The organism is Herpetosiphon gulosus (assembly GCF_039545135.1).
Taxonomy (GTDB): Bacteria; Chloroflexota; Chloroflexia; order Chloroflexales; family Herpetosiphonaceae; genus Herpetosiphon; species Herpetosiphon gulosus.
Map to the genome: position 1 here is coordinate 223,352 of NZ_BAABRU010000006.1, position 23,894 is coordinate 247,245.

Genomic DNA, 23,894 nt, shown 5'->3' on the forward strand with positions numbered 1-23,894 from the left:
GCCCATAGCTTAATTATTTAGTTCACTCGATGAATCAATTTTGGTGCATGTTTTGCTGAAACCACCACTGATCAGCCTCTGTCATGGATTGATTTAGCCAAGGATAACTAACTAATAATGGTTGAAGCGCATCAAGGATTATCCAAAAACACTCAGTAGTTTGATTTTCTAGCCATATACCGCGAATCAAAGCCACGACGTGCGTTTCATAACCATGCTCAGCGGCATAATTGGTAAGCTGTTTGAGCACCATATCAAGATACATTGGCTTAATTGATGCCGCAAAAGCAACTGCTTGATCAAAAGCGTCATGTTTAAGCCAAGCTTCACAAACCCAATAGCTATTATTGCCTTGTCGTGATATCCATTCGTCAGAAATCTGGTGGTATGCTCGCACCACATTGGCGAGACAATCAAGATATTTTTGACGTTGGCCTTGTTTGGCATAGGCCGAACCAAGGGCAATTAACTTCTCAATCAGCAATGTAGCCCAATCTGGATCATCAATATACTTAAGCAGCTTAACCTCAGCGTGTTCAAGCAATGCCAATGCTTCATCCGCCCACCCATATTGGTGCAACACGCTCGTCGATATAACTAAAGTATATTCATACAGTTCCTCAAGCGGAGCCGTTTGAAGCACCATCAACGCTTGTTGCACTACTTGATAGGCTTGAATTAACTCGCCTCGATTAGCCAAATATGCTGCTAATCTATTCCAAGCAGTACTACGATATTGAGGATGGCTAATCATTGGCACAATCTGCTGGGCAGCTTCGTAATCGCCAGCAGTAAGATAGATTTCGGTTATCTTGAGCAATGCATCCGAATAGGTGTAACGATCCATCAACCCATTTAACCCATGGATCGAAATCAATGTTCGCACAATATCGGCGGCTTTGGCAAGTAATGCTTGGGTGGTTGCATAATTTAAGCTCTGCGGCCAAGCATTTGCCCCAATTTCGGCAATCGCATAAACTTGGGAGGCTGGGTCGTCAATCTCTTCAATCAGCTTATAGGCTTGCTCGGTTTGTCCCTGCACATAGAGATCTTTAGCGATGCTACCATAAAGATGATTGCGATGGTGTGGTGTAACCAACCTAGCCAGCGCTATTGCACGATCAAACTGCTGATCCTCGATCAATATCTCAGTTAGTCGCCATGTCAAGCGCCAATGATCATTCTTATCTTCATTATTAGGCAAATCAAGGATTGCTTGCTCTACAAACTGGTGATCATAGATGCCATAATTGGTATGTAATGCCTGATTCACCATTCGCCAAGTGTTAATTCGATGTTCGACAATAGCCATTGTTTTAGCCTTAGCCAAGGCAGTTTGAAGCAATGAATAGGAGTGCTGAGGGTTTTGGAGAGCTATAATATTTGCAAGATCATAATAAAGCTGGGCGGCTATTTCAGGATTAATAATACTCTCAGCCAGCTTGAGCGCAGCGTCAATTTCGCCCTGCTCGGCTTCAAATTTGGCTAAACTGGCTAGCGATTTATTGCTAGTATAGCCAAGCATTACCGTCGCCATCAGCTGAGTGGCTGGCGGATCAGTAGCATCCATGGTCAGACTAGCCAAATATAATTCAGCCTGATAGCGATAGGAACGATCATTTAATTGAATTGCATAGTTCAACAATGGCTGCACATAGCGCGTCTGTTGTTGGTTAATTGCAGCTCGAACGAGGCACTGAATCGCGTGTTTCGCCAGCGCTGCATCGGTTATGGCATAAACAAAAGGCATTGCTAATTCAATCTGGCCCTGTTCTGCCAGATCCGCCGTTATTGCAAACCACGCAGTATTGCGCTCATGCGCCATGATTGCTTGTTCGGCTAGCTGGTCTATACAATCTTTGAGGTAAGCATACAACAGCCGCAGGTTTTCGGGTTGGCTGATTATTGGTTGATCATTAATCATGGAACGCTCCTCTCCTAGAGTGATCTACGAAATGCTGAAACTTAAAGAGCCTACAGCACCGCAAGTTTAGCATTTTTAGCTACGATATTACATCAGTTAGCTCTCATCCCTTCTTGGAACAAACCCATGCTCCTCCACGTTAGCACCAAAAGCTAATCACTAGTTGAGGAGCGAGCTATGCGCCAATTTGGATGGATGCTTCTACTGATACTCGCAGTCGGATGTAGTGTAAACTCGAAAAATAACCAGCCGCAACCAATCATCACCGAATCAGGCGAGAGCATAACCGTATTTCCCAATTACATTGCGATTGTTGTGCCTGGTTATGAGCTAACATGCCTCACTGATCCAGTCTTGTCGATTCAAACTGCTAATGGCTGGCTGCCGCTTGAAGATTTTATTATGCAACCGCATTATCTTGATGATAAATTCAATTTTGTTGTCGGAATGTGCGATGTAGTTGGCTGTAATAAAATTAATCACGAACATCCATTAGCAATTGGTTTACCGCTCTACCAGCATATTGGCGAGCACAAACATTTGTTTGATCGTACAGGGGAAATCGGCATGCTGCCCGCCTATCGCACGGTCTACCCAACCCAAACGGTCAAGCTTGATATAACTTATTTTCTCGATGATGCTTGTACCAAACAGCAAACTTATAGCACAACAATCGATCTGTCGAAGTAGACTGCAAACTTACCCCACAAAGCGACCCAAAGCTGATTTGGCTATGGGCAATTGGTTCATTGGGTTAATAACATGCCCTCACCCCCAGCCCCGCTCCTACTGCGGTGGGCGAGGGGAGTTCCAACGCTAGAGAGGTTTCTCCCTCGCTTCGCGTGCGGGAGCAGGGGTGAGCTTCCAAGGGTTGGTTTTCGCTGCGAACCACGGAATGCATGGTTCATCGGTGGATGGATGACGGCCACTCCATGTGCTTGAGGGGGTGCAGGGGGATTAAAGCCCCCTGCGTCTCCCGCCTTGAGGCGGGACGGAAGGGTGGTGATCATCCATGATTATTAAAAACCTACCCTTGAAAGGTCAGGGGGTGAGGGCATAATCGGAACGATTATTGGTAGTTCAAATCAATCTCCGATAGCCAAAAGCCTATAGCCGTACTTCCTGGTTAGTCCGCGTTGATGGCCTCGGCCACGGTCTCACGATCAAGCTGGATACCACAGTCGGGGCAGGCATCGTAGCTAAAGCTCGCGCCACCATCATGTTCAACGTAATTCAGGTCGTACTCGGTGCCACATTCGCAGGTCGCTGCTAAGTTCATAAAGCCTCCTAAAATTGCATTGGGGCAGATCATTCCCCATTTGATCATACTGCAATTGAGGCTGACCATGCAAATGCTGCTCAGCATAACCAATCGGCGATGCTGAGCAGCAACCAGGCGCTTTATTGCATTCCAACAGCGAGATCAATCAGCTCTTGTTTAGAGAGCTGCGACGACGAGAGCATATACGAGATATCGCCAATTTGCCAGCGCAGGGTTTGAGCATCGAACGATGAATCCCATTCCGAGACAGTTCCTCTCACAATAAAACCGCCTTTTACATATTCGCCGCTAACACTACCAACTTGCACGATCTCAACGTCGGCGCTAGCCCCAATTTGGATGTAGAGTGGCCCGCGTTTGGCGCTCAATGAGAAATGATTATTGCCTGATGAATCCTGATAATCAATCCGCACAAACATGGTTGGTTGTTCACCCACCACCCGAATTGTTGATTGCTGGACAGTCGCTGGTAGTTGGGTCGGCGTGCGAATATCAAAATCAACTAAAGCCGAGGCTTCTTCGAATGTCACCGCCGCAGAAGGGATAAGCGGGGGATTTTGCGGCGACTCAATCGTATCGGATGGGGCGCGATACAGGCCAAAAAACTCGCCCAATGCTGCCACAAAGCCACTTGGCAAGCTAAACCAAAGCAGAAGCATAAGCCCAGCCATCAGCATGCCACGCCAATACCAGTTGGCTTGGCGCTGCGGTGCTTTCGCCTGCAACCACGGGGCATTGGAATGGCGAGCATGAAATTCTTTACTCGGATGCTCGCCAAAGTCACGGAGTAGGTTGGCGATTGCTTGGCTGGTTGGTTCGTCATCAACGGGCAAGTGTTCGTTTGATAGGTTATGCGTCATTGAAAAGCTCCTCGGCTAAAGTTGCATGCTGGGTTTGCAGAATCCGCAAGGCACGGTGGATGCTCACGGATACTGCGTTTTCGGAACAACCAAGGTGTTGGGCGATGGTCTGCACCCGCCAGCCCAGAAAGTAGCGCATAATCAGATGATCACGCTGGGTCAGCGAGACATGTGCCAATAATTCAAGTGCCAAATGTTGGCGCTCACGTTGAATTGCTTGTTGCTCGGGAGTCGGCGGCAATGGCCGATCAAGCTGCGCCCGCAGTCGGCCTATAGCACTCGAAGCACGCCGTTGTTGATCAATCACAATCCGCCGCGCAATCGTAATAATCCAACCCAACGCGGCCTCATCGTCGCCGCTAAACCGTTGGCGCTGTTTCCAAGCTCGGGCAAATGCTTCGGCGGTGTAGTCTTCAACATCGCTCTTGGGCGAGCCATGCAGCATATACACGTAACGAAAAACCACAGCATGGGTTTGTTGATAGAATTGGGCAAAGCTGGCCGGGTCTACCAGCGGATGCGACGCTGTAAACACATCACGAACCCGCGTTATCAGATCCATAGGCGCTCCTTCTACAATCAAGCACTAGGTTATATATAAGGAAACGCAGCAGCCACAAAAATCTTACGAGGGGACATGCCCTCACCCCCAGCCCCTCTCCCACTGCGGCGGGCGAGGGGTGCCTTGCGTTTGGTGGTTCCCCCTCGCTCGCTCGGCGGGAGAGAGGTGTTCTTACTGCCCTCACCCCCAGCCCCTCTCCCACTGCGGCGGGCGAGGGGTGCCTTGCGTTTGGTGGTTCCCCCTCGCTCGCTCGGCGGGAGAGGGGGCTAGGGGGTGAGGGCATGTTTCCTCGTTGCTCTTTGCTCATGTCTCGCGTACAATAGTGCTACTTTTGTGTATGAGGGTTGAATCAATGCTGTCGATCAAGCCAAATCATAAGGCGGTGCGCGAGTATTATGCTAGTTTGCGCAGTTTGGCCGAGGCCCGTGCCCAACACGAGGGCGCAGTTGCCCCAGCCTTTGCGGCCTTGCTCCGCACTTGTGCTAGCCAAATGGGCTGGACGTTGGTCGAACAGTATTCGATCCGCTTGAAAAAAGGCTCGATTCGCGCCGATGGGGCTTTGCTCGATAGTTTTACCCTGATTCGCGGGGTGTGGGAAGCCAAAGATAGCAGCGATGATTTGGCAACTGAGGTGCGCAAGAAGTTCGCCGCTGGCTATCCCGCTGATAATATTTTGTTTCAAGCTCCCCAACGAATTATTCTCTGGCAAAATCAGCGCCAGGTGCTCGATGTCGATATTAGCCATCCCGATGGCTTGATCGATGCGCTGCTGCTGTTTTTCAATTATCAGCCACCGCAATATTTGCAATGGGATCATGCAGTCGTCGAGTTTCGCGAGCGCGTGCCCGAACTCGCTCAGGGCGTTCTGCGTTTGATCGAGCGCGAAATTAGCGAGAAGAATCAGCGTTTTATCGCGGCGCTTGAGCGTTTTATGGCCTTGGTGCGCGAGGCAATCAACCCTAATATTTCGGTTTCGGCGGTTGAGGAGATGTTGATTCAGCACTTATTGACCGAGCGGATTTTTCGCAAGGTGTTTAATAATCCCGATTTTGTTAATCGTAATGTGATTGCCCGTGAAATTGAAACCGTGATTCAGGCATTAACCTCGCGTTCGTTCAATCGCAATGATTTCTTGCGTGAACTCGACCGTTTTTATGGGGCAATCGAATCGACCGCCGCCACAATCGAGCATTTTGGTCATAAACAGGATTTCTTGAACACGGTCTACGAAAATTTCTTCCAAGGTTTTTCGATTAAAGTTGCTGATACTCACGGGATTGTTTACACGCCGCAGCCGATTGTCGATTTTATGGTGCGTTCGGTCGAGGAGTTGTTGCAGCGCGAATTTAATACCTCGCTCGGCAACGCGGGGGTGCATGTGCTCGACCCATTTGTGGGCACTGGCAACTTTTTGCTGCGGGTGATGCACGAAATTCCGCGCAGCAAGTTGCGCCAAAAATATGCCGAGGAGCTGCATTGTAACGAGGTGATGTTGTTGCCCTACTACATCGCTTCGATGAATATCGAGCATTTGTATTATGAATTGACCAATAGCTATCAAGAATTCAATGGCATTTGTTTGGTTGATACCTTTGAATTAGCCCAAGTTGGTGCAGGCCAGCAATTGGGCTTGTTTGTGCCCGAAAATACCGAGCGCGTGCTCAAACAGCAACAACAAGATATTTTTGTGATTATCGGCAACCCGCCCTACAACGCATGGCAAATCAACGAGAACGATAATAATAAAAATCGCAAATATGAAATTATCGATCAGCAAATTGCTATGACCTATAGCCGTGATTCGCAGGCCACTAATAAAAATGCACTCTCAGATCCATATGTTAAAGCCTTTCGCTGGGCAGCGGATCGAATCACCCGCAACGGTGATGAGGGCATCGTAGCGTTTGTGACCAATAATAGTTTTATTGATAGCTTAGCCTTTGATGGTATGCGCAAGCATTTAGCGCAAGATTTTGACCGAATATATATTTTGGATCTTAAGGGCAATGTGCGTAAGGATTCAATGCGCAATGGCATTCCAATTGGTGAGCAACATACAGTCTTTGGTTTAGCAGCGATGGTTGGTATTTCAGTCGCATTTTTAATTAAAGGTAAAAACTATACCGATAAAAAAATCTTTTATAGCACAGTTAATTTTGATGCTAAACGTGCTGAGAAGTTTGCATTAATTGAAAATAAAAATGTCTATGATCTTCTGTGGCAAGAAATTTCACCTGATAAAAAACATACTTGGCTCACTGATGGCTTAGAAAATAATTTTGATACATTCATCCCACTAGGAAGCAAAGATTCAAAACAAGGAATTAATGATTCGGCCATCTTTACCATGTACAGTAGAGGTTTAGAAACGGCTCGTGATAGCTGGGTATATAATTTTGAGCAACCTGAATTAGAGAAAAATATTCGAAGAACGATTGATTCTTATAATAGCGAACGAATACGTTGGTTAACAAGAAGTGATAGAACTATCGATTTAGACACATTCTTAACAAATAATAATAAACTCATCAAATGGAGTAGTAATTTAAAAAGTCATTTGTTACAAAATAACAGTGCAATTTTTGATCAATCTAAACTAAGAACTTCATTATATCGGCCATTTACTAAAAAAAGTATCTTTTTCGATGATATTCTGAATCATCGAAGAGGAAGGTTTGGTCTGATATTTCCACTGTCTCAAGCAGAAAATCGAGTCTTAATTATCAGCGATAAAGGCTATCGCTCAAACTTTAGTGTCTTTATCAGCGATACTATTGTCGATCTTCATGCTTTGGCAGGCGTTGATACATTTCAATGCTTTCCATATTATGTCTACAACGAAGATGGCAGCAACCAACGCGAAAACATCAGCGATTGGGCGCTTGAGCACTTTCGCAGCCAACTTGACGAGCCAAGCATCGAAAAATGGGACATTTTTTATTATGTCTATGGGCTGCTGCATGCGCCGCGCTACCGCGAACGCTACGCCGCCAACTTACGCCGTGAACTACCGCGCATCCCGATTGTGGCCTTGGCTGATTTTCAGGCCTTGGCCCAAGCAGGCCGCGAACTGGCCGAACTGCACATTAATTACGAAAGTCAGCCTGAATACAACTTACAATGGCTCGAAAACCGCGACGAACCACTGAATTGGCGGGTTGAAAGCATGAAACTCAGCAAAGATCGCACAACCCTGCGCTACAACAACTTTCTGAGCTTGGCTGGCATTCCGGCGGCGGCCTTTGAATACAAGCTGGGCAACCGCTCGGCACTCGATTGGGTGATCGACCAATATCGGGTCAGCACCGATGCACGCTCGGGCATCAGCAACGATCCCAATCGCCACGACGATCCTGAGTACATTGTGCGACTGATTGGCAAAATCATCACCGTCAGCCTCAAAACCGTCGAGCTTGTGGCGCGAATTGGGGAGCGTTCCCTCACCCCCTAACCCCCTCTCCCGCCCAGCAGGCGAGGGGGAATCGCTCTAGGAATTTGCTCCCCTCGCCCGCCGCCGTGGGCGAGGGGCTGGGGGTGAGGGCATGCTGGCTGTTGTCAATCCAATGAACCATTTATACTTCGTGCACTTCGTGGATCGCTATTAATAACCCTCAAGCATAACGAAGCATGTAGAAGGAGAGTTCATCAATGAATCTTGATCAATTATTGGACGAGTTCGAGCAATTAACCTATAGCCAACGGATCAAACACATAGTGCAACTTGGCCAACAAGCCACCAATGATCCGCAGATTGACCAATTAATTGCCCAATTAGCCCAAAGCCCCAGCATTTACCAACGCCGCTTGGCCTTATTTAGTTGTTATGGCAGCCATAATAGTAGCCTGATTCGCCAATTTATCGGCGATCCGGCGCAATCGTTGGTGCAGCTTGCGATCAAATTAATTGTGGTGTATGGCAGCGATGCCGATGTTGAAGCCAGTTTGCACCAGCTCGCCCCAGCCTTATGGCGCAGCATGCTCAAATTATTAAGCCAACAACAACGCTTCGAACTGATCGACGCATTTTTAGCGACACTTGAGCCAGAGCAACTGCCGCGCTACCAGATTTTTGGCTCACAAGCCTATTACAACCAGCACCAAACTGCGATTATCAATAGCTTACAACCCCAAGCCTGGAGCCATTTTGCCCGCTTCAAGCCGCAGGCAGCTGCCGAAGCCTTAGCAATCGTCTTACAAAATAGCGACCTCAGTACTTGGCATCGGCAGACGATTTTCTATCAAGCGCTGCCCGAACTCGCCAAGGATTATCCCGATCAAGCGCTTGCGCTAGTGCAAATAGCCTTAAATCAACAAATACCCTTAAAATCCATGCCATTGCAAGAGTTGGCCTATCGCCGACCACAAGCAATCGCCGATCTCATTATTCAACACCAGCAAGCAGGCGCGATCAAATGGGGCAATTTACTGAAAAAATTAAGCTTGGAGCAAGTGTTGCGGCTGGCCGAACTAAATCTTTTGCCACGGCCAGCCTTATGGCTTAGCAAAACCCCGATTGAATATCGATCAGCCATCTATGCTGCGCAGCATCGCCAATGGTATCAAGCTGATGAACAACAAGTGCGCTTGCGCGAAGATGCACTCTGGCAGGCCTTACCACGCCAAGAGCGCCAACACGAGGCTCGACGAGTGCAGCAGATGCCAGCTTTAAATTTTGATCTGCGTTTGAATATTCGCCATGCTGCCTATTTGCCTTGGGACGAAGCCTGGGAAACCTTGCAACCAGCACTCAAACATAGCGATGCCGAATATCGCGGCGAAGCACTTGCCGCATTAATCAACATTGTGCGCTATCAGCCTGAACAAGCTCAAGCCGCCTTAGATCTCGTGCAAGCTCGGCGCAACGAACAAGACCCAGTACGGGTGCAGATGCTGACCGCCTTGAGCGAACTGCCAGTGCGGCGTTGGCAAACCGAACACCTACCCAGCATCGAACAAATTATTCGGGCTAGCCTTGATGCCCGCGATTGCTCGGATGCCAGTATTCGCTTGTTGCAACGCTGGCTCAGTAAATTGCTAGCAGTGCATCCACAGGCTAGCATTGAATTAATTGGCCAAATTAGCCGCGAACGAGGCAAGATTTTTGTACAAAGCTATGGCCGCGAACTCAACGCCAGCGAAGCCCAAGCCTTGTGCACCGTGCTTTTGCCAATTATGCAGCCATGGGAGCGCCGCCAACAAATCGAAGATATTCTGAGCATTGTCAATTTTATCGGCAAAGCGATTAAAGCTGTACCCGAATTATTGCGCATGCTCGAGCAAATCGCCGATGAACAACTCGATTGGGCGGCTAGTCGGGCTTTGTATGCCCTTCACCATCATGCTCGTAAAACCTTTAATCAAATTGTGCCACGGCTGCTGGCCAACGACCCCAGCTGGATCACCCAGCCACTAGTCCACAATTTTGTGCATACCAAACGCCAAGATTTACTCACGCCATTTTTGCCAGTTCAACGCTACAAAGGCAAATTCAGCACTGGCAAATCGGCCTATCTGTTGCCAATTCAACGCGGTTTTGAACGCTGGACAACCAAACAACAACAGATCTATGCTCAAGCGCTGATCAAACAAACCGAGCAAACCGATCATCAACACCCACATTTGGTCGAGTATGCCCAACGCTTGGCCTACCTGAGCGAAGTCGCGCCAACCCGCTTAATCGAATTGGCCCAACTTGATGCCCCAATTGTAGTCTTACGCGATAAAGCGATCGAGGCCTTGAGCCGCCGCGAAACCAGCGATGGCGTGGCAACCTTAATCGAAGCCTTGGATGATGCGCGGGCACGCGTGGCAATTTATGCCTTGCGGCGGGTTTTGCTGCGCATGCCAACCGATCAAGCGCTTGCAATTTTGCGCAACGTCCCAAACACCAAAATCACGGTTGCCAAAGAAACCCTGCGACTGATCGGCGATCTCAAAAACCAAGCGGCCTATCAAGAGTTATTACGCTGGAGCACACTCGAGTTACATCGTGATGTCTGGATTGCCTTGGTGCATGCGCTGAATAATTATCTAAGTCAAGCCGAAACCTGGGCGATTTTTGAACGCTTGCTTAACCATGACGAACCAACCGTCGTCGAGAGTCTCACGACGATTTCGTTAGCAGGCCAACCACCAAGCATGCTGCCTCGATTGATACAACTGTTCAAAGCATTAATTGAGCATCCCAACCTTGAGGTGCGCAAAGCAGCAATCGGTCGCTGTTACTATTTTTATGGTATTGATACTCAGCGAGTCCTGGCTGAACCATTGACCAAGGCTCTGAATTCAGGGGTTGAGAAGCTCCGAGATTTTGCGGTTACAGCGCTTATTAATATCTATGCAATTAAGGATATAGCGGTTATTAGTAAAATTGTGCACGACAATTTGGCAAATCGGGCTGTTATCAACGCACTGATGAGCAGGCTAAATAGCCAAGTACGATTCGGGCAAACGTCCCATGCAGCAGCAAACGCAGTTATTGCCGAACTAGCTCATGACCGATTAACTACCCACTTGCAAATTCAATTAGCGGGGCTTTACTACGATGAGCAAGCGTGGTTTAACTTCATACAACAGCTGCGCCAACAAGATTTGTTGAATGTTGATAATTTTCGGGCAGTGTTGGAAGTGATGGAAAACGTCACAAATACCATTTGGGTTGGCCAACCTGAGCAACTTGAAAGCTACTTCTACCAAGCCAGCGATCCCTATCTGCGGCGCATTGGTTTGGCGGCTTTTTGCTTCAAAACCAAACGGCGGGGTTGGTATCCTGACGATTATCAACGGCTAGCTGAATATCAGGCCGACCCTGATGAACTGGTAGCAGCGACAGCTCAATTTATCTTTGCGCCGCAACCTGATGCGGCAAAGCCAACTAAGTAGAGTGATTTCCCCTCACCCCCGACCCCTCTCCCACTGCGGCGGGCGAGGGGCGTTTCAATCGTCATGATGGGATGGTTCCCCCTCGCAAGGGTAGGTCTTAAGATCCCTCACCCCCGACCCCTCTCCCACTGCGGCGGGCGAGGGGAGCACTGCTGGATCGGTTCCCCCTCGCTCGCTCGGCGGGAGAGGGGGCTAGGGGGTGAGGGCATGCTAATCGCCAGTGAATTCCACCCAACCACTGTTAAAAACCAACCCTTGTAAAGAGGGGGCTAGGGGGTGAGGGCATAGCTCTATTCGCTCGCACTACTCATCAGTAAAGCGCGAATTTCCCGCGCACTCATAATCAGATCGGAGATGAGCATACCCAGTCGAAGGGTCGTATCGCTATAGCAAATCAAGACAGTATGTGAATCGACGGCAAACAACGCAAACGTCTGCTGCAAATCACGGAATATGATGTAGGTGTTGATCGGCTCATTCAAGGTAAGAATGAGATTTTTGGTAAGCTGAATGCCGTGGGGCAAGCGCACAATTGCATGATTGTCGTTTGCAGCAGCCATAAAATCGGGGTGCGAAAGCACAATATTATGCAAACTTGGTAGTTTTTGCTGAAGATCAAGCACATATTCTTTGATCAGCGTATAGGTCATCATCGAATGCCTCACCTATATCCCTATATTGGGCCACCAGCATTGCTACACGCATGGGATGAGCGTTCGCAGCGCCACATCATTCGTACTATTGCCGATGTTGATCAATGGGTTGCAACCCAACCAACATCGCGCCACAAGCAGCACCTAACCGCTAGCTTTATTATTGATCCCAAAGCCACGCTTTGGATCGCTGATCAGCGTTCTGAGCATGTGGCTTGTGCTCGTGGTGACCATGTTTTGGCGGCTGGCGAAATCACATTTATTTTTGAGGCAAGGTTATTAGTAAGCTGTGAACTGACCAATCAATCAACTGGCTATTGCCCAGAGCCAAGCACATGGTCTGTCGTTCAGCCAGTGCTTGATCAAATTGGACTGCCGCATGCTGGCGGCTGGGCAACAAGCTACGATTTTCGGCGTTGCCCAGCCTGTGACATGATTAATCTGATCAAAGATCAATAGTTTGTCTGTGCTATCTGTGAACATGAATTGCCATTGGAATGGAATTGTTGAAGTACAAAAATCAGGCATTCTAGGCGCTAACCTGATCACCACCCCTCCGCCCCGCCTCAAGGCGGGGAACGCAGGGTGTTTTCATCCCCCTGCACCCCCTAAAGGACAATTAACGAATGCCAAAAGCACAAAGCTAAACTTAACTATTTCAAGCTCTGGCAGCCGCAAGGTAGGCATTTTTCAGGGCGATATAATTTTCGGCAGTGCGGCGAATCCGCTCAAGATGCGCATCATCTAAAGGGCGAATTTTGCCTGGAATGCCCAAAACCAGCGAATTGGGCGGAACGATCATGCCCTCGGTAACCAAAGCCCGCGCCCCAATCAACGAGCCGCGTCCAATCTGAGCATGGTTCAAAATCACCGCGCCCATGCCAATTAGCACATCATCGCCAACCGTACAACCATGGACAATCGCGCCATGACCGATGCTTACGCCTGTGCCGATCGTCAGCCAAGCATCAGGGTCGGCATGCAAAATCGAGCCATCTTGAATGTTACAACCTGCGCCAATTCGAATCAGGCCTTTATCGCCGCGAATCACAGTCATCGGCCAAACGCTCACATCGGCGGCCAACTCGACTGCACCACAAACCAAAGCTTGAGGCGCAATATACACCCCTTCGGCGCATGAAACCCGATCGCTGATGCAAGGAAATTGATACTCCACCGACACACCTCTAGGCTAAAACATGACCACGCAGAATCGTCAAAGCCTCGCCGCCAATCCGTGAGCTAATGATTTGGGCCTCTTGATCGAACTGCACCGCCACTTCTAAACGACCAGGTCGGCCCATTGCATCGCCTTGTTCAGCGCGATATTGCACCAAATTACTGCCATCGGCTTGAGCGATCGCCCCAACCCCAACCAATAACGCACCCAATGGGCCTTGGGCCGAGCCAGTCACAGGGTCTTCGTCGATACCAATCACGGGGCCGAAGAAGCGTAAATGCACGGCACTTTCAGCATCAAGCCCTTCGAGGCAGTAAAGCACCAAAGCTGTTAATTCATGGCTTTGGCAGAGAAAGCGCACATCGTTCATATTGGGCTTAATCGCCAAAAGATTGGCCAAATTATGACAACCAATATAGCCGTAATTGCCACCCCGAGTTGGTGGAATATCGCTGCGAATATCGGCTTCATCTAAACCGAGTGCGGCGGTCAGCGCCACAATTTGCAGCTCAAGCGGCTCAAATTCGGGCACTGGAATATCCAACCAAACTTTACAAGCCGAGGTCTTGCTCTCTTGCAACTCGACCGCCAAAATCCCCGAGGCGGTTTCAATTTGATAGCGCCCAGGAATCACTAAATGGCCGCGTTCGGCCAAGGCATGGCAAGCAGCAACCGTAGCATGGCCACATAAAGGCACTTCGACCGTCGGAGTAAACCAACGTAATTGCAAATCGGCTTGGCTGCTCGGTAATACGAAGGCCGTCTCAGAAACATTCATCTCGCGGGCTAAACGCTGCATCACCACCGGATCAAGCCCAGCAGTATCGAGCAACACCGCCGCTGAATTACCAGTAAACGGAACATGAGCGAACGCATCAACTTGGACAATTTCTCGCCAGCGTGGCATGGAACGATCCTCAAACTAGGGTTAATCTAGCTTCATTCTAGCACGATGGCTGCTCGTTGTGGTTGCCATTGCTTCGTTCAAGCACCTATTTTGCTCATTTTGGATACAAACCGCCCCGCATCCTGTATGCTGGATCTTTCAAGAATAGGTTTTTAACAAAAATCATCAACGATCACCACCCTTCCGTCCCGCCTCAAGGGGCTTTAATCTCTTGCGTGGGTAGGTTTTTAAAACCCGCCAGCATGCCCTCACCCCCGACCCCTCTCCCACGGCGGCGGGCGAGGGGAGATCCAATAGTCATGATCCAGTGTTTCCCCCCGCCTGCTGGGCGGGAGAGGGGGCTAGGGGGTGAGGGCACAAACAAGACCCAGCACATATGATGAGCGATCATTAATCCCCCTGCATCCCCTCAAGCGCAATCAGGGGCATCACGCATCCAGCAATGAATTAATGAATTGGTCGTTCGAGGTGGTATGCTATAAAAACCTACTCTAGTCCCAAATCAACGGTAGAAGGGCAGGTCATAACTCATAAGGCTTGTTTACGCAGCCGAATCGCGCCATCAACCAACCCAACTACAGCCCAAATCAAGCAACCACCAAGTAATTGCAGGCTCGAAAAACCCAAGCCAAAGCCAATGACCAACAAACTCAGCACAATCGCCACATGCAGATAGATGCCACGGGCTTGATACTCGGCGGGATTGCTGGTCAAACGTTTGGTCAGCCAAAGCATACCAATCGCCACCACCAAGCCTAAAACTGCATACAGTTGGTTGCTTTGCAGGCTAGGATAGAACAACATGAGGATTAAACCAAAACTTAGCGCATTCAGTACCCGCGCAATCAGCAAACTCCAGCGCTTGTTAGTGGGATGATTAACCGTTCTCATCGTAAATCTCCAATCAGATATTAAACTTGATTTAGTATACAAGCTTAATCTACGCGCAACCAAGCTTGTTGGATACAGCCACGTAGACGATGATGAATGGTATACTATGCACTTAAATCATCCTCGGACTTGACCAACGTTTCGCCATAACCAACCGCATAGTCCATTGGATACGCCCGAGTTGGTCGGCCCAAACCTACGCAATCTAGGCGCATGGTGGTAGCCCGGCCAAAGCACGAAACCCGAGATCTGTGGGGGGTGCACGGCCAATTAATTGACATTTAACACCAACCTGTTATCATGATATCGTTTCCGGTATCGTTTCCAGAGCTTTTCATGTACATATTGAGGTAGCGCTGTGCGTTCAAAACAATCGACAGTCACCATCCACGATGTAGCCAAGGCAGCGGGCGTTTCGGTAAGCACAGCCTCGCGAGTGCTTAATAATAAAGATGATGTATCGCCTGAAACCTATAAAAAAGTGCGCCAAGTTATCGACGACTTGAATTACACTGCCAGCCTCGCCGCCAAAAGTATGCGCAGCCGAACCACCAACGTGATTGGTTTGTTGGTTCCAGAGTTGATCGAAGTTTATTATCATGAAGTGATCAAAGGCGTGGGCGCAGCAATTGAAAATTCGGGCTACGATTTATTGATTTATACCAGTGGCAGCCCGACCCGCAACAAACGGGCCTCGTGGGAGCGCGAGCATGTGGCCTTATTGAGCAGCGGCCTAACCGATGGCTGTATTATCGTCTCGCCCTCAGCCCCCACCTTCCAAGAAAATGCCAAAATCGTGGTGATCGACCCCCATGGAGCGGGAGCCGAAGTGCCCTCCGTCGTGGCAACCAATCATGAAGGGGCAATTCAAGCCGTCGATTATTTAGTAAGTCTTGGGCATCGCCGAATTGGCTTTGTGCAAGGCCATCCCTCGGCATGGAGCGCCTTACAACGCTTCGAAGGCTACAAAGATGGCTTAGCAAAAGCCGGAATTGAATTCGAAGCAGCTCTAGTATGTGAGGGTGATTTTACCTCAGCTTGTGGCAAAAACGCCACCTATCGCCTGATGAATCAGCCCAATCCACCAACCGCCATTTTTGCCGCTAACGATCGCACAGCCATCGGAGTACTCGAAGCAGCCAAAGAACTAAGCTTGAATGTACCCCAAGATCTCTCGGTAATTGGCTTCGATAACATTCCCGAAACCATGCAAACTACACCCCGCCTGACCACGATCGATCAATCGATTCGTGAAATGGGGTCGTTGGGGGTTCAACTATTAATTGATATGTTGCAAAATCGTGAATCAAGCCAGTTATTGCATACCGTGCCAACCCGCTTAGTCATTCGCGATTCATGTTGGATGCTCAAACAATAAACCAGCTTCTAAAATTTCGCGAGATCTAGATCGCTTAGGTATATCATTGCTCTATGAGTGACCCTGATGGTGCAGGCATCAGGGTCAGGTAAACGGATTAATCGCGGTTAGTGGGCAAACTCCTGATCTGGTGCATCCTCTTTATGGTAGAGACCAAGGCCATCGACGATCGTAGCACTGGCATGGTTCAGGCCGATAACCTCCATGAGTTTGCCTTGGCGACGACCCTTGAGCACCACTTTATCAATCGCCCCAACCGCCGCACTATCCCAGAGATGGGCATGGGTCAGATCGATAATCATTTGCTGCACATGCTCATGCCACGGAATGGTTTTCAGGAAGGTCTCGGTTGAGACAAAGAAGAGTTGGCCATGCACATGAATCGTCATGACCTGTCCTGTCGAATCCAGCGCGGTGGTAACGCTGAAGATCTTGGCAACGCGTCGCGCAAAGAAGATCGCACTGAGCAAAATGCCAATCCCAACCCCAATCGACAGATCATGGGTGTGTACCACCGCAACCACGGTGGCAATCATCACGATCGTTTCACTGCGGGGCAGTACCCGTACCTGTTTCAATGCTGCCCAGTCGAAGGTTCCAATCCCCACCATAAACATCACCGCCACCAAGACCCCCATCGGAATCTCGCGTAACCAATCGGCGGCAACCAGCATCAAGAGCAAGAGCCAAGTTCCTGCCGCGAAAGTCGAGAGCCGCCCACGTCCGCCTGATTTCACATTAATAATCGATTGACCGATCATGGCACAGCCCGCCATCCCGCCAAAACACCCTGCAACAATATTGGACAAGCCTTGACCAACCGCTTCTTGTTGTTTGTTGCTCGGAGTATCGGTCACATCATCAAGTAAGGTCGCAGTGAGGAACGATTCCAATAAGCCAACGATCGCCATGGGAAAGGCATAGGGTAGGACAATCCAGAGGGTTTCCAACGTTACGGGAACCGCTGGAAGGGCAAAGATCGGCAAACTCGTGGGCAATTGCCCCAGATCACCAACCGTGCGCACCTGCAATTTAAAAACCAACGTGATAATCGTCATAATCACAATGGCCACCAACGGCGATGGCACGGCTTTGGTAAGGCGCGGCAAGCCATAGATAATCGCCAAACTGCCAACCACCATTGCATACATCACCCACGATGCGCCCGCAAACTCCGGCATTTGGGCCAGCACAATCAGAATCGCCAAGGCATTGACAAAGCCGATCATCACTGCCCGCGGGACAAACCGCAGCAACCGATCAACCCGCAGGATACCCAAACCAATCTGCACAAACCCAGTCAGAATCGTCGCAGCAAACAGATATTGTAGCCCATGCTCCTTGACCAAGGTTATCATCAGCAAAGCCATCGCTGCTGTCGCCGCCGAAATCATCCCAGGTCGCCCACCGACGAGCGCCGTCACAAATAAGATTGCTACTGAAGCATACAAGCCCACTTGGGGATCAACTCCCGCAATTAACGAAAAGGCAATCGCCTCAGGAATCAGGGCTAACGCCACGACCAGCCCCGATAAAAGATCCGCACGGATATTAAAAAACCATTGCTTCCGCCAAGATGTACCAATCACAAAAACTCCTTAGCCCAATTAATGAAACGCAGACACCCGCCTATAGCTCATGCAGAAGCAACATACGGGAAAACAAACCATACGGAGCAATCATGCGAGGCCCGAAGCACAGGGTTCCACCATCCATGGATATCAACGCCTATCCGACGTTGGATAGCGGGTGCTTCCGGCATCAAGAGGAGCAATCAAGATTAACATGAATCTCGATTGCAATCTGAATACCATCGTGGAAGAACTTACACAAGCATAGGAAGTTTTAGAGATTTTGTCAAGATTTTGAGAGATTTTGCGAAAAGACAGAACTCCGAGTATACTCAGGCTATGAAAGTATCAATTCGCGAAGCTGCCGATTTACTTGGGATGTCGCAAGAAACCTTGCGGCGCTGGGAAGCAGCGGGCAAAATTAATGCCGATCGGACGAGTGGCGGCCATCGGCGCTATGACATGGGCGAATTACGTCAAGTTCTGAGTCAGTTGTCGCAACCAACCCATCGGGTCACAGTGGCGTACATCCGTGTAGCCAGTGTTGATGATCAGCCGCTTCTCGCCCAACAACGCCACATGCTCGACGGATTTTGTCGAGCACATGGCTGGGACTATGAAGCGATATACGATTTTGGCTCAGGCCTAAGTGGCGAAAAACCAGGCTTACAACAGCTCATTCAGCGCATTTGTGCCCGCGAGGTCGAGCGGCTCGTGATTGCCCATCGGCAGCGTTTGCTCCGCTTTGGTGCTGAGGTGATTCTAAGCATATGTGCCAGTTTTCAAACCGAGGTCGTTATTGTCAGTCCTATGCTTGACCTCACCGATGAAGCGGAACTGGCAACTGATGCGGCTGAAGTCGCTGCGTTGCTTGCTGCCCAGCGTGCGAGTCTTCAAAGCCAACATGCACCCGATCAATAATGCGCTTAAATCGCTGTCCTTGAATTACGAAAAAAGCGTTGTTGGAAGCGCAACGCCACCCCAACCAAAGCAATCATCACGGGAACTTCAATCAAGGGGCCAATCACAGCGGCAAAGGCTGCGCCCGAATTAATCCCAAACACCGCTACCGCCACCGCAATCGCTAATTCAAAATTGTTGCTTGATGCGGTAAATGCGAGGGTGGTAGTTTGAGCATAGGTTGCACCCAAACGCTGCCCCATCCAGAAACTCAGCAAGAACATCAACACAAAATAGAACAACAAGGGAATTGCAATCCGTATCACATCCAACGGAATTTGCACAATCAAGTTGCCTTTGAGGCTAAACATCACCACAATCGTCCAAAGCAAGGCAATTGGCGTAATCAGGCTGAGGCGTGGCAAGATATGGGTCTCATACCATTCATGGCTTTTGTGGCGTAGGATCAGGTAACGCGTTGCTATTCCAGCCAGCATGGGTAAACCCAAATAGGTCAAAACACTCTGGGCAATCTCGCCCATCCCAATCGATACAATACTGCCTTGCAAGCCAACGATCGGCGGGAGCAGCGTCATAAACACCCATGCATACACACTATAGAACAACACTTGGAAAATGCTATTGAATGCGACTAATCCAGCAGCATACTCGGTATCACCCCGTGCCAAATCATTCCAGACGATCACCATCGCGATACAACGGGCCAAGCCAATCAGAATCAGGCCAAGCATATATTGCGGGTAATCACGCAGAAAAAGAATCGCCAATAGAAACATCAGGATTGGCCCAATCACCCAATTTTGCAGCAGCGAGAGGCCCAGCACGCGCCGATTGCGGAACACCTGCCCCAATTGTTCATACTTAACTTTGGCAAACGGCGGATACATCATCAATATGAGTCCAAGGGCAATTGGCAGATTGGTTGTACCAATTTGGGCACGATTGATCAGCTGCTCGACATCGGGGACAAGCGCACCAATCAAGACACCAAGTGCCATCGCAAGGAAAATCCAGAGCGTCAGGTAGCGATCAATCAACGCGAGACGGCCATGGGGCCGAAGTGGAATCAGCCCACCATTTGAAGCATTCATGAAAATTATTTCCTTACCCCAAGCAACGTTGGTGGCTCGTTATCCCTCAGGAGGGTCATCGATTGGCTGTGCTTGCACCAACGTTATGGGTAAAAGTGGTGCTGCACAGCGTCCACAGCGTTCTGGGACACCTTGACAACATTCACTGGTCAGATACCAAATCACGGAATCCATCAAGCTAAGATTGGCCCGATAGCGTAAAAAACGCCCTTCTTGCGCGACGATCAAGAGATCAACCGCCACCAGGGCTTTCAAATGAAACGATAAGTTGGATGGAGGAATCTCCAGTTGGCTGGCGATTTGGCCTGCAACTTTTCCCGCTGGTTCGGCGGTTACCAGTAAGCGATAAATTTCTAGTCGAATCGGTGAGGCCATAGCCTCAAAAATCCGCGCAATTTGGTTTGTATTCATATTTCAATAGTACAACAACTCTTGAAATATCACAATAACCAATCAATTGTTTCGTGATTAGAGTACGGCAACGATCGATTATGGTCCTGATCTGGTTGGGTTAATCAACGGTCATTTAATCAATTGGCATAATCACCCTCAGATATGATACGCTGCTACAATCTCGTTTAAGCATTGCATACGCCGATGATTAGCGCTTGGAGTGTCGCATGGCAGAACCTTCAGTCCAGTTAAGTGCCGCTGATTTAGAGTTGAGTGCCGCTGATTTAATTGATGAACTTTTTCATGTGATCCGTGATGTTGCCACCGCATCACAGGGAATTCATTATGCCCTCTATAGTTCTTTGCGCAACAATCCATTATCGGCTGATCAAGAGATGTTATTCAGCTTACTCAACTCGTATGATCGGAAATTAGCAGCCTACGCCGCCTTTGTTGATCAATGGCGCAGAGCGCAAATTTCTACTAAGTCTGAGCTTGATCAAGCACCTGAATAGCGGAGAGATCGTAGTTTTTTCGCAAAATTATGCTTAGCGCTAGGCTAATCGCGCTTAATTTCCAGCAAATTAATGACTTAAATCAAATGGGCGACCGTACTGGTCGCCCATTTACTTATCCAACTTGAGTATAACACGGCTGTCTAGGCGATAAAACGGCCCAACGGCGATTTTTTTTGCCCCGCCAATTCGCTACAATCCTCAGCATTCACCGCATAGATCAATTTCAATCAGGGCAGATTAAAGGGGGCAACTGATGGATTCCCAAGTATTTGAGTTTCAAGCGATCGATCCAAGCAAACCCATATTGGTTGGCGGCAAGGCTGCAAATTTAGCGGCGCTTACTCGCATCGCAGGCATTAATGTTCCTGATGGTTTTTGTGTTTCAACCGAAGCCTTCAACAACTTAATTCGAACAACCCCAGCCTTGGGTGAATTGATTGATCAAGCAAGCTTGCTCACGCTTAACGATCGCCATCAAATAGGCGAGCTAAGTACAAGCATTCGCCAGTTAATCGCAGCAATCACGATTCCGACAGAGCTTCATACAGCAATCAGTCACATGCTTAGCACGTTTGACCCAACCACGGCTTTTGCAATCCGCTCAAGTGCAACCACCGAGGATTCTCCGACCACCTCGTTTGCTGGTCAGCACGATAGCTACCTTAATATTATCGGCGAGGCAGCGATTCTCAAGCATATCAAACTCTGCTGGGCATCGCTCTTTACTGAACGTACGATGATCTACCGAATCCAACAGAGGCTGGATCACCGCAACCCAGGATTGGCCGTCATTATTCAAACCATGGTGTTGGCCCAGGTTGCTGGAACCATGTTTACCGCTGATCCAATCACCGCCAATCGAACGATCGTATCCATCGAAGCAAGTTTCGGGCTGGGCGAGGCCTTGGTTAGCGGGCGGGTGAATGCTGATACCTATCGCATGCAAAACGGCAAACGAATTGCGACAAGCATCACCAGCAAGCACCTAGCAATCTATCCATTAGCTACTGGCGGCACGCGTGAACAGCCAATTAGCACAGAACAACAACGCCAGCCAGCGCTGAACGATGCTCAAATCGCGCAGCTTGAGCAAATCGGCAGAACCATCGAGCGGCATTTTGGCCAACCTCAAGATATCGAATGGTGTCTGGCCGATAATACTTTTTATATTGTTCAGAGCCGTCCAATCACCACCCTCTATCCGATTCCTGAGGCCAACGATCAAAGCAAGCATGTGTATATCTCGGTTGGGCATCAACAAATGATGACCGATGCGATCAAACCTTTAGGATTATCACTATGGCAGTTAACAGCGGCGCGACCAATGGTTCACGCTGGCGGGCGCTTATTTGTGGATATCTTTGCTGATTTAGCCTCGCCTATCCGAAGAGTAAATATCATTAATGCTTTGGGTACGGCAGATCCGCTGCTTAAAGATGCGCTGATCAAATTGATTGATCGTGGCGATTTTATCCCGGCATTGCCTGATGATTCGCACAGCCCAACCCTTAGTCAGCCGAATTCTGGGGAGGCCTCACTCGAATTTCAATCCCAAATCGAAAACGATCCAACAATTGTCGCCAATTTGATCAAACAGAGTGAGCTGGCGCTCGCTCAATTAAAACAGGGCATCGTAACTCAATCGGAATCGGCGTTATGTAAATTCATTTTGAAAGACATCCAACAGCTTAAGCAGTATCTTACCAATCCTCAAAGCTTTGGGGTGATTATGACCGCCATGAATGCGGCTGCTTGGCTTAATCAGCGAATGCAGCAATGGCTGGGCGAAACTAATGCTGCGGATACGCTCTCGCAATCGGTGTCAAACAATATCACCTCGGCCATGGGGCTGGCACTGCTGGATGTTGCTGATCTGATTCGACCCTACCCAGCCATCATTGAATATCTAACGGCTACAAATGATCAGGCTTTTTTGGATGAGTTGGCTCAATTTGAAGGCGGCGAGGCAGTTCGCAAGGCAATTATGAACTATCTCGAAAGCTATGGCATGCGCTGCACCGGAGAAATCGATATTACCCGACCACGCTGGAGTGAAAAGCCAGCGACCTTGATTCCAATGTTGCTCAACAATCTCAAAAGCTTTGAGTATGGCGCGAGCCAACAAAAATTTGAGCACGGACGACAGGCAGCCTTGGATAAAGAACAGGAATTATTGGAACGCTTGCAGCAATTACCCGATGGTGGGCAAAAAGCAGCAGCAACCAAACGGGTGATCGATCTGCTACGCAATTTGATTGGCTATCGTGAGTACCCCAAATATCATATTGTCAGCCGCTATTTTGTCTACAAACAAGCCTTGCAAAAAGTAGCCGATCAGCTGGTTCAGGCCAAGGTGCTGCGTGAGCCAACAGACCTGGATTATCTAACCTTTGACGAGCTTTGTTCAGTGCTCAACCACCAAACTCTAGATTATCAATTGATCAATCAACGCAAAGCTGAGTATAGCCACTATCAAAAACTAACGCCGCCACGGGTCATGACCTCTGATGGTGAGATTATAACTGGCAGCTACCAACGCGATCAACTGCCAACTGGAGCACTGGTGGGGTTACCAGTCTCAGCAGGAGTCATTGAAGGTCGTGCTCGCGTTATCTTAACAATTGAAGCAGCCGAGCTTGAAGCCGGAGATATTCTAGTCACCACCTTTACCGACCCAAGTTGGACTCCCTTATTTGTTGCGATCAAAGGTTTGGTCACTGAAGTTGGTGGCTTGATGACCCATGGGTCGGTTATTGCCCGTGAATATGGGTTAGCAGCGGTGGTTGGGGTCGAGAATGCTACCAAGCTCATCCAAGATGGGCAACAGATTCGGGTCGATGGCACAGCCGGCTCTATCGAACTACTTTAGGTTAATTCCGAC

The 23,894-nt window shown here is 49.0% G+C and carries 19 protein-coding genes; 8 read left to right on the forward strand and 11 right to left on the reverse strand.

The window, feature by feature from the left end:
- Positions 1-34: 34 nt before the first annotated feature.
- The gene (locus ABEB26_RS09900) at positions 35-1,924 is read right to left on the reverse strand and encodes a hypothetical protein (RefSeq protein WP_345721823.1); all 1,890 of its coding nucleotides are present in this window, start codon (positions 1,922-1,924) and stop codon (positions 35-37) included.
- Between the two features lie 177 nt (positions 1,925-2,101).
- Here ABEB26_RS09900 and ABEB26_RS09905 point away from each other — a divergent pair, with 177 nt between their 5' ends.
- Entirely contained in the window at positions 2,102-2,614 is a 513-nt protein-coding gene (locus tag ABEB26_RS09905) for a hypothetical protein (protein ID WP_345721824.1), read from the forward strand.
- A gap of 436 nt (positions 2,615-3,050) precedes the next feature.
- Here ABEB26_RS09905 and ABEB26_RS09910 read toward each other — a convergent pair whose 3' ends face one another.
- From ABEB26_RS09910 to ABEB26_RS09920, 3 genes are all read right to left on the reverse strand, one after another.
- Complete coding sequence (locus ABEB26_RS09910) at positions 3,051-3,203, reverse strand: hypothetical protein (protein WP_345721825.1); 153 nt, start codon at positions 3,201-3,203, stop codon at positions 3,051-3,053.
- Between the two features lie 122 nt (positions 3,204-3,325).
- On the reverse strand, positions 3,326-4,066 hold the full coding sequence (locus ABEB26_RS09915; RefSeq protein WP_345721826.1) for a hypothetical protein: 741 nt from the start codon (positions 4,064-4,066) through the stop codon (positions 3,326-3,328).
- Positions 4,056-4,628: an RNA polymerase sigma factor gene (locus ABEB26_RS09920; protein ID WP_345721827.1), complete on the reverse strand. Its 573-nt coding sequence runs from the start codon at positions 4,626-4,628 to the stop codon at positions 4,056-4,058. Before ABEB26_RS09920 ends, ABEB26_RS09915 begins: the two co-directional genes overlap by 11 nt.
- A gap of 352 nt (positions 4,629-4,980) precedes the next feature.
- Between ABEB26_RS09920 and ABEB26_RS09925 the strand changes: the two genes are divergently transcribed.
- Positions 4,981-8,079 (forward strand): type ISP restriction/modification enzyme, encoded by a 3,099-nt coding sequence (locus ABEB26_RS09925; RefSeq protein ID WP_345721828.1) that lies wholly within the window; start codon positions 4,981-4,983, stop codon positions 8,077-8,079.
- A 197-nt stretch (positions 8,080-8,276) separates the two neighbouring features.
- Entirely contained in the window at positions 8,277-11,510 is a 3,234-nt protein-coding gene (locus ABEB26_RS09930; RefSeq protein ID WP_345721829.1) for a HEAT repeat domain-containing protein, read from the forward strand.
- Between the two features lie 290 nt (positions 11,511-11,800).
- On the opposite strand, the gene ABEB26_RS09935 is transcribed toward ABEB26_RS09930, so the two are convergent.
- On the reverse strand, positions 11,801-12,163 hold the full coding sequence (locus tag ABEB26_RS09935) for a hypothetical protein (protein ID WP_345721830.1): 363 nt from the start codon (positions 12,161-12,163) through the stop codon (positions 11,801-11,803).
- A 3-nt stretch (positions 12,164-12,166) separates the two neighbouring features.
- On the opposite strand from ABEB26_RS09935, the gene ABEB26_RS09940 reads away from it, so the two are divergent.
- Positions 12,167-12,622, forward strand: a complete 456-nt coding sequence (locus ABEB26_RS09940; RefSeq protein WP_345721831.1) for a hypothetical protein — start codon at positions 12,167-12,169, stop codon at positions 12,620-12,622.
- Between the two features lie 199 nt (positions 12,623-12,821).
- Here the strand turns inward: ABEB26_RS09940 and ABEB26_RS09945 are convergent, their stop codons facing one another.
- The 3 genes from ABEB26_RS09945 to ABEB26_RS09955 form a co-directional block, all read right to left on the reverse strand.
- On the reverse strand, positions 12,822-13,346 hold the full coding sequence (locus ABEB26_RS09945; protein WP_486348303.1) for a gamma carbonic anhydrase family protein: 525 nt from the start codon (positions 13,344-13,346) through the stop codon (positions 12,822-12,824).
- Between the two features lie 4 nt (positions 13,347-13,350).
- Positions 13,351-14,250, reverse strand: coding sequence for a PhzF family phenazine biosynthesis protein (locus ABEB26_RS09950; RefSeq protein ID WP_345721833.1), 900 nt, complete (start codon positions 14,248-14,250; stop codon positions 13,351-13,353).
- 528 nt (positions 14,251-14,778) lie between these two features.
- Positions 14,779-15,141 carry a hypothetical protein gene (locus ABEB26_RS09955; protein ID WP_345721834.1) on the reverse strand — a complete coding sequence of 121 codons (363 nt, stop codon included), beginning with the start codon at positions 15,139-15,141 and terminating at the stop codon, positions 14,779-14,781.
- Positions 15,142-15,499: 358 nt separating this feature from the next.
- On the opposite strand from ABEB26_RS09955, the gene ABEB26_RS09960 reads away from it, so the two are divergent.
- Positions 15,500-16,519, forward strand: a complete 1,020-nt coding sequence (locus tag ABEB26_RS09960) for a LacI family DNA-binding transcriptional regulator (RefSeq protein ID WP_345721835.1) — start codon at positions 15,500-15,502, stop codon at positions 16,517-16,519.
- Between the two features lie 107 nt (positions 16,520-16,626).
- Here ABEB26_RS09960 and ABEB26_RS09965 read toward each other — a convergent pair whose 3' ends face one another.
- Positions 16,627-18,108 carry a SulP family inorganic anion transporter gene (locus ABEB26_RS09965; RefSeq protein ID WP_345721836.1) on the reverse strand — a complete coding sequence of 494 codons (1,482 nt, stop codon included), beginning with the start codon at positions 18,106-18,108 and terminating at the stop codon, positions 16,627-16,629.
- 321 nt (positions 18,109-18,429) lie between these two features.
- Between ABEB26_RS09965 and ABEB26_RS09970 the strand changes: the two genes are divergently transcribed.
- Positions 18,430-19,011: an IS607 family transposase gene (locus ABEB26_RS09970; RefSeq protein ID WP_345721837.1), complete on the forward strand. Its 582-nt coding sequence runs from the start codon at positions 18,430-18,432 to the stop codon at positions 19,009-19,011.
- A gap of 5 nt (positions 19,012-19,016) precedes the next feature.
- Here the strand turns inward: ABEB26_RS09970 and arsB are convergent, their stop codons facing one another.
- Both arsB and ABEB26_RS09980 read right to left on the reverse strand, forming a co-directional pair.
- A complete protein-coding gene (gene arsB, locus ABEB26_RS09975; RefSeq protein WP_345721838.1) occupies positions 19,017-20,102 on the reverse strand; it encodes an ACR3 family arsenite efflux transporter in 1,086 nt (361 codons plus the stop codon).
- Positions 20,103-20,141: 39 nt separating this feature from the next.
- Positions 20,142-20,513 carry an ArsR/SmtB family transcription factor gene (locus tag ABEB26_RS09980; protein ID WP_345721839.1) on the reverse strand — a complete coding sequence of 124 codons (372 nt, stop codon included), beginning with the start codon at positions 20,511-20,513 and terminating at the stop codon, positions 20,142-20,144.
- A 209-nt stretch (positions 20,514-20,722) separates the two neighbouring features.
- Between ABEB26_RS09980 and ABEB26_RS09985 the strand changes: the two genes are divergently transcribed.
- Both ABEB26_RS09985 and ppsA read left to right on the forward strand, forming a co-directional pair.
- Positions 20,723-21,010, forward strand: coding sequence for a hypothetical protein (locus tag ABEB26_RS09985; RefSeq protein ID WP_345721840.1), 288 nt, complete (start codon positions 20,723-20,725; stop codon positions 21,008-21,010).
- A 256-nt stretch (positions 21,011-21,266) separates the two neighbouring features.
- The gene (ppsA, locus tag ABEB26_RS09990; protein WP_345721841.1) at positions 21,267-23,882 is read left to right on the forward strand and encodes a phosphoenolpyruvate synthase; all 2,616 of its coding nucleotides are present in this window, start codon (positions 21,267-21,269) and stop codon (positions 23,880-23,882) included.
- The last annotated feature ends 12 nt before the right edge of the window (positions 23,883-23,894 follow it).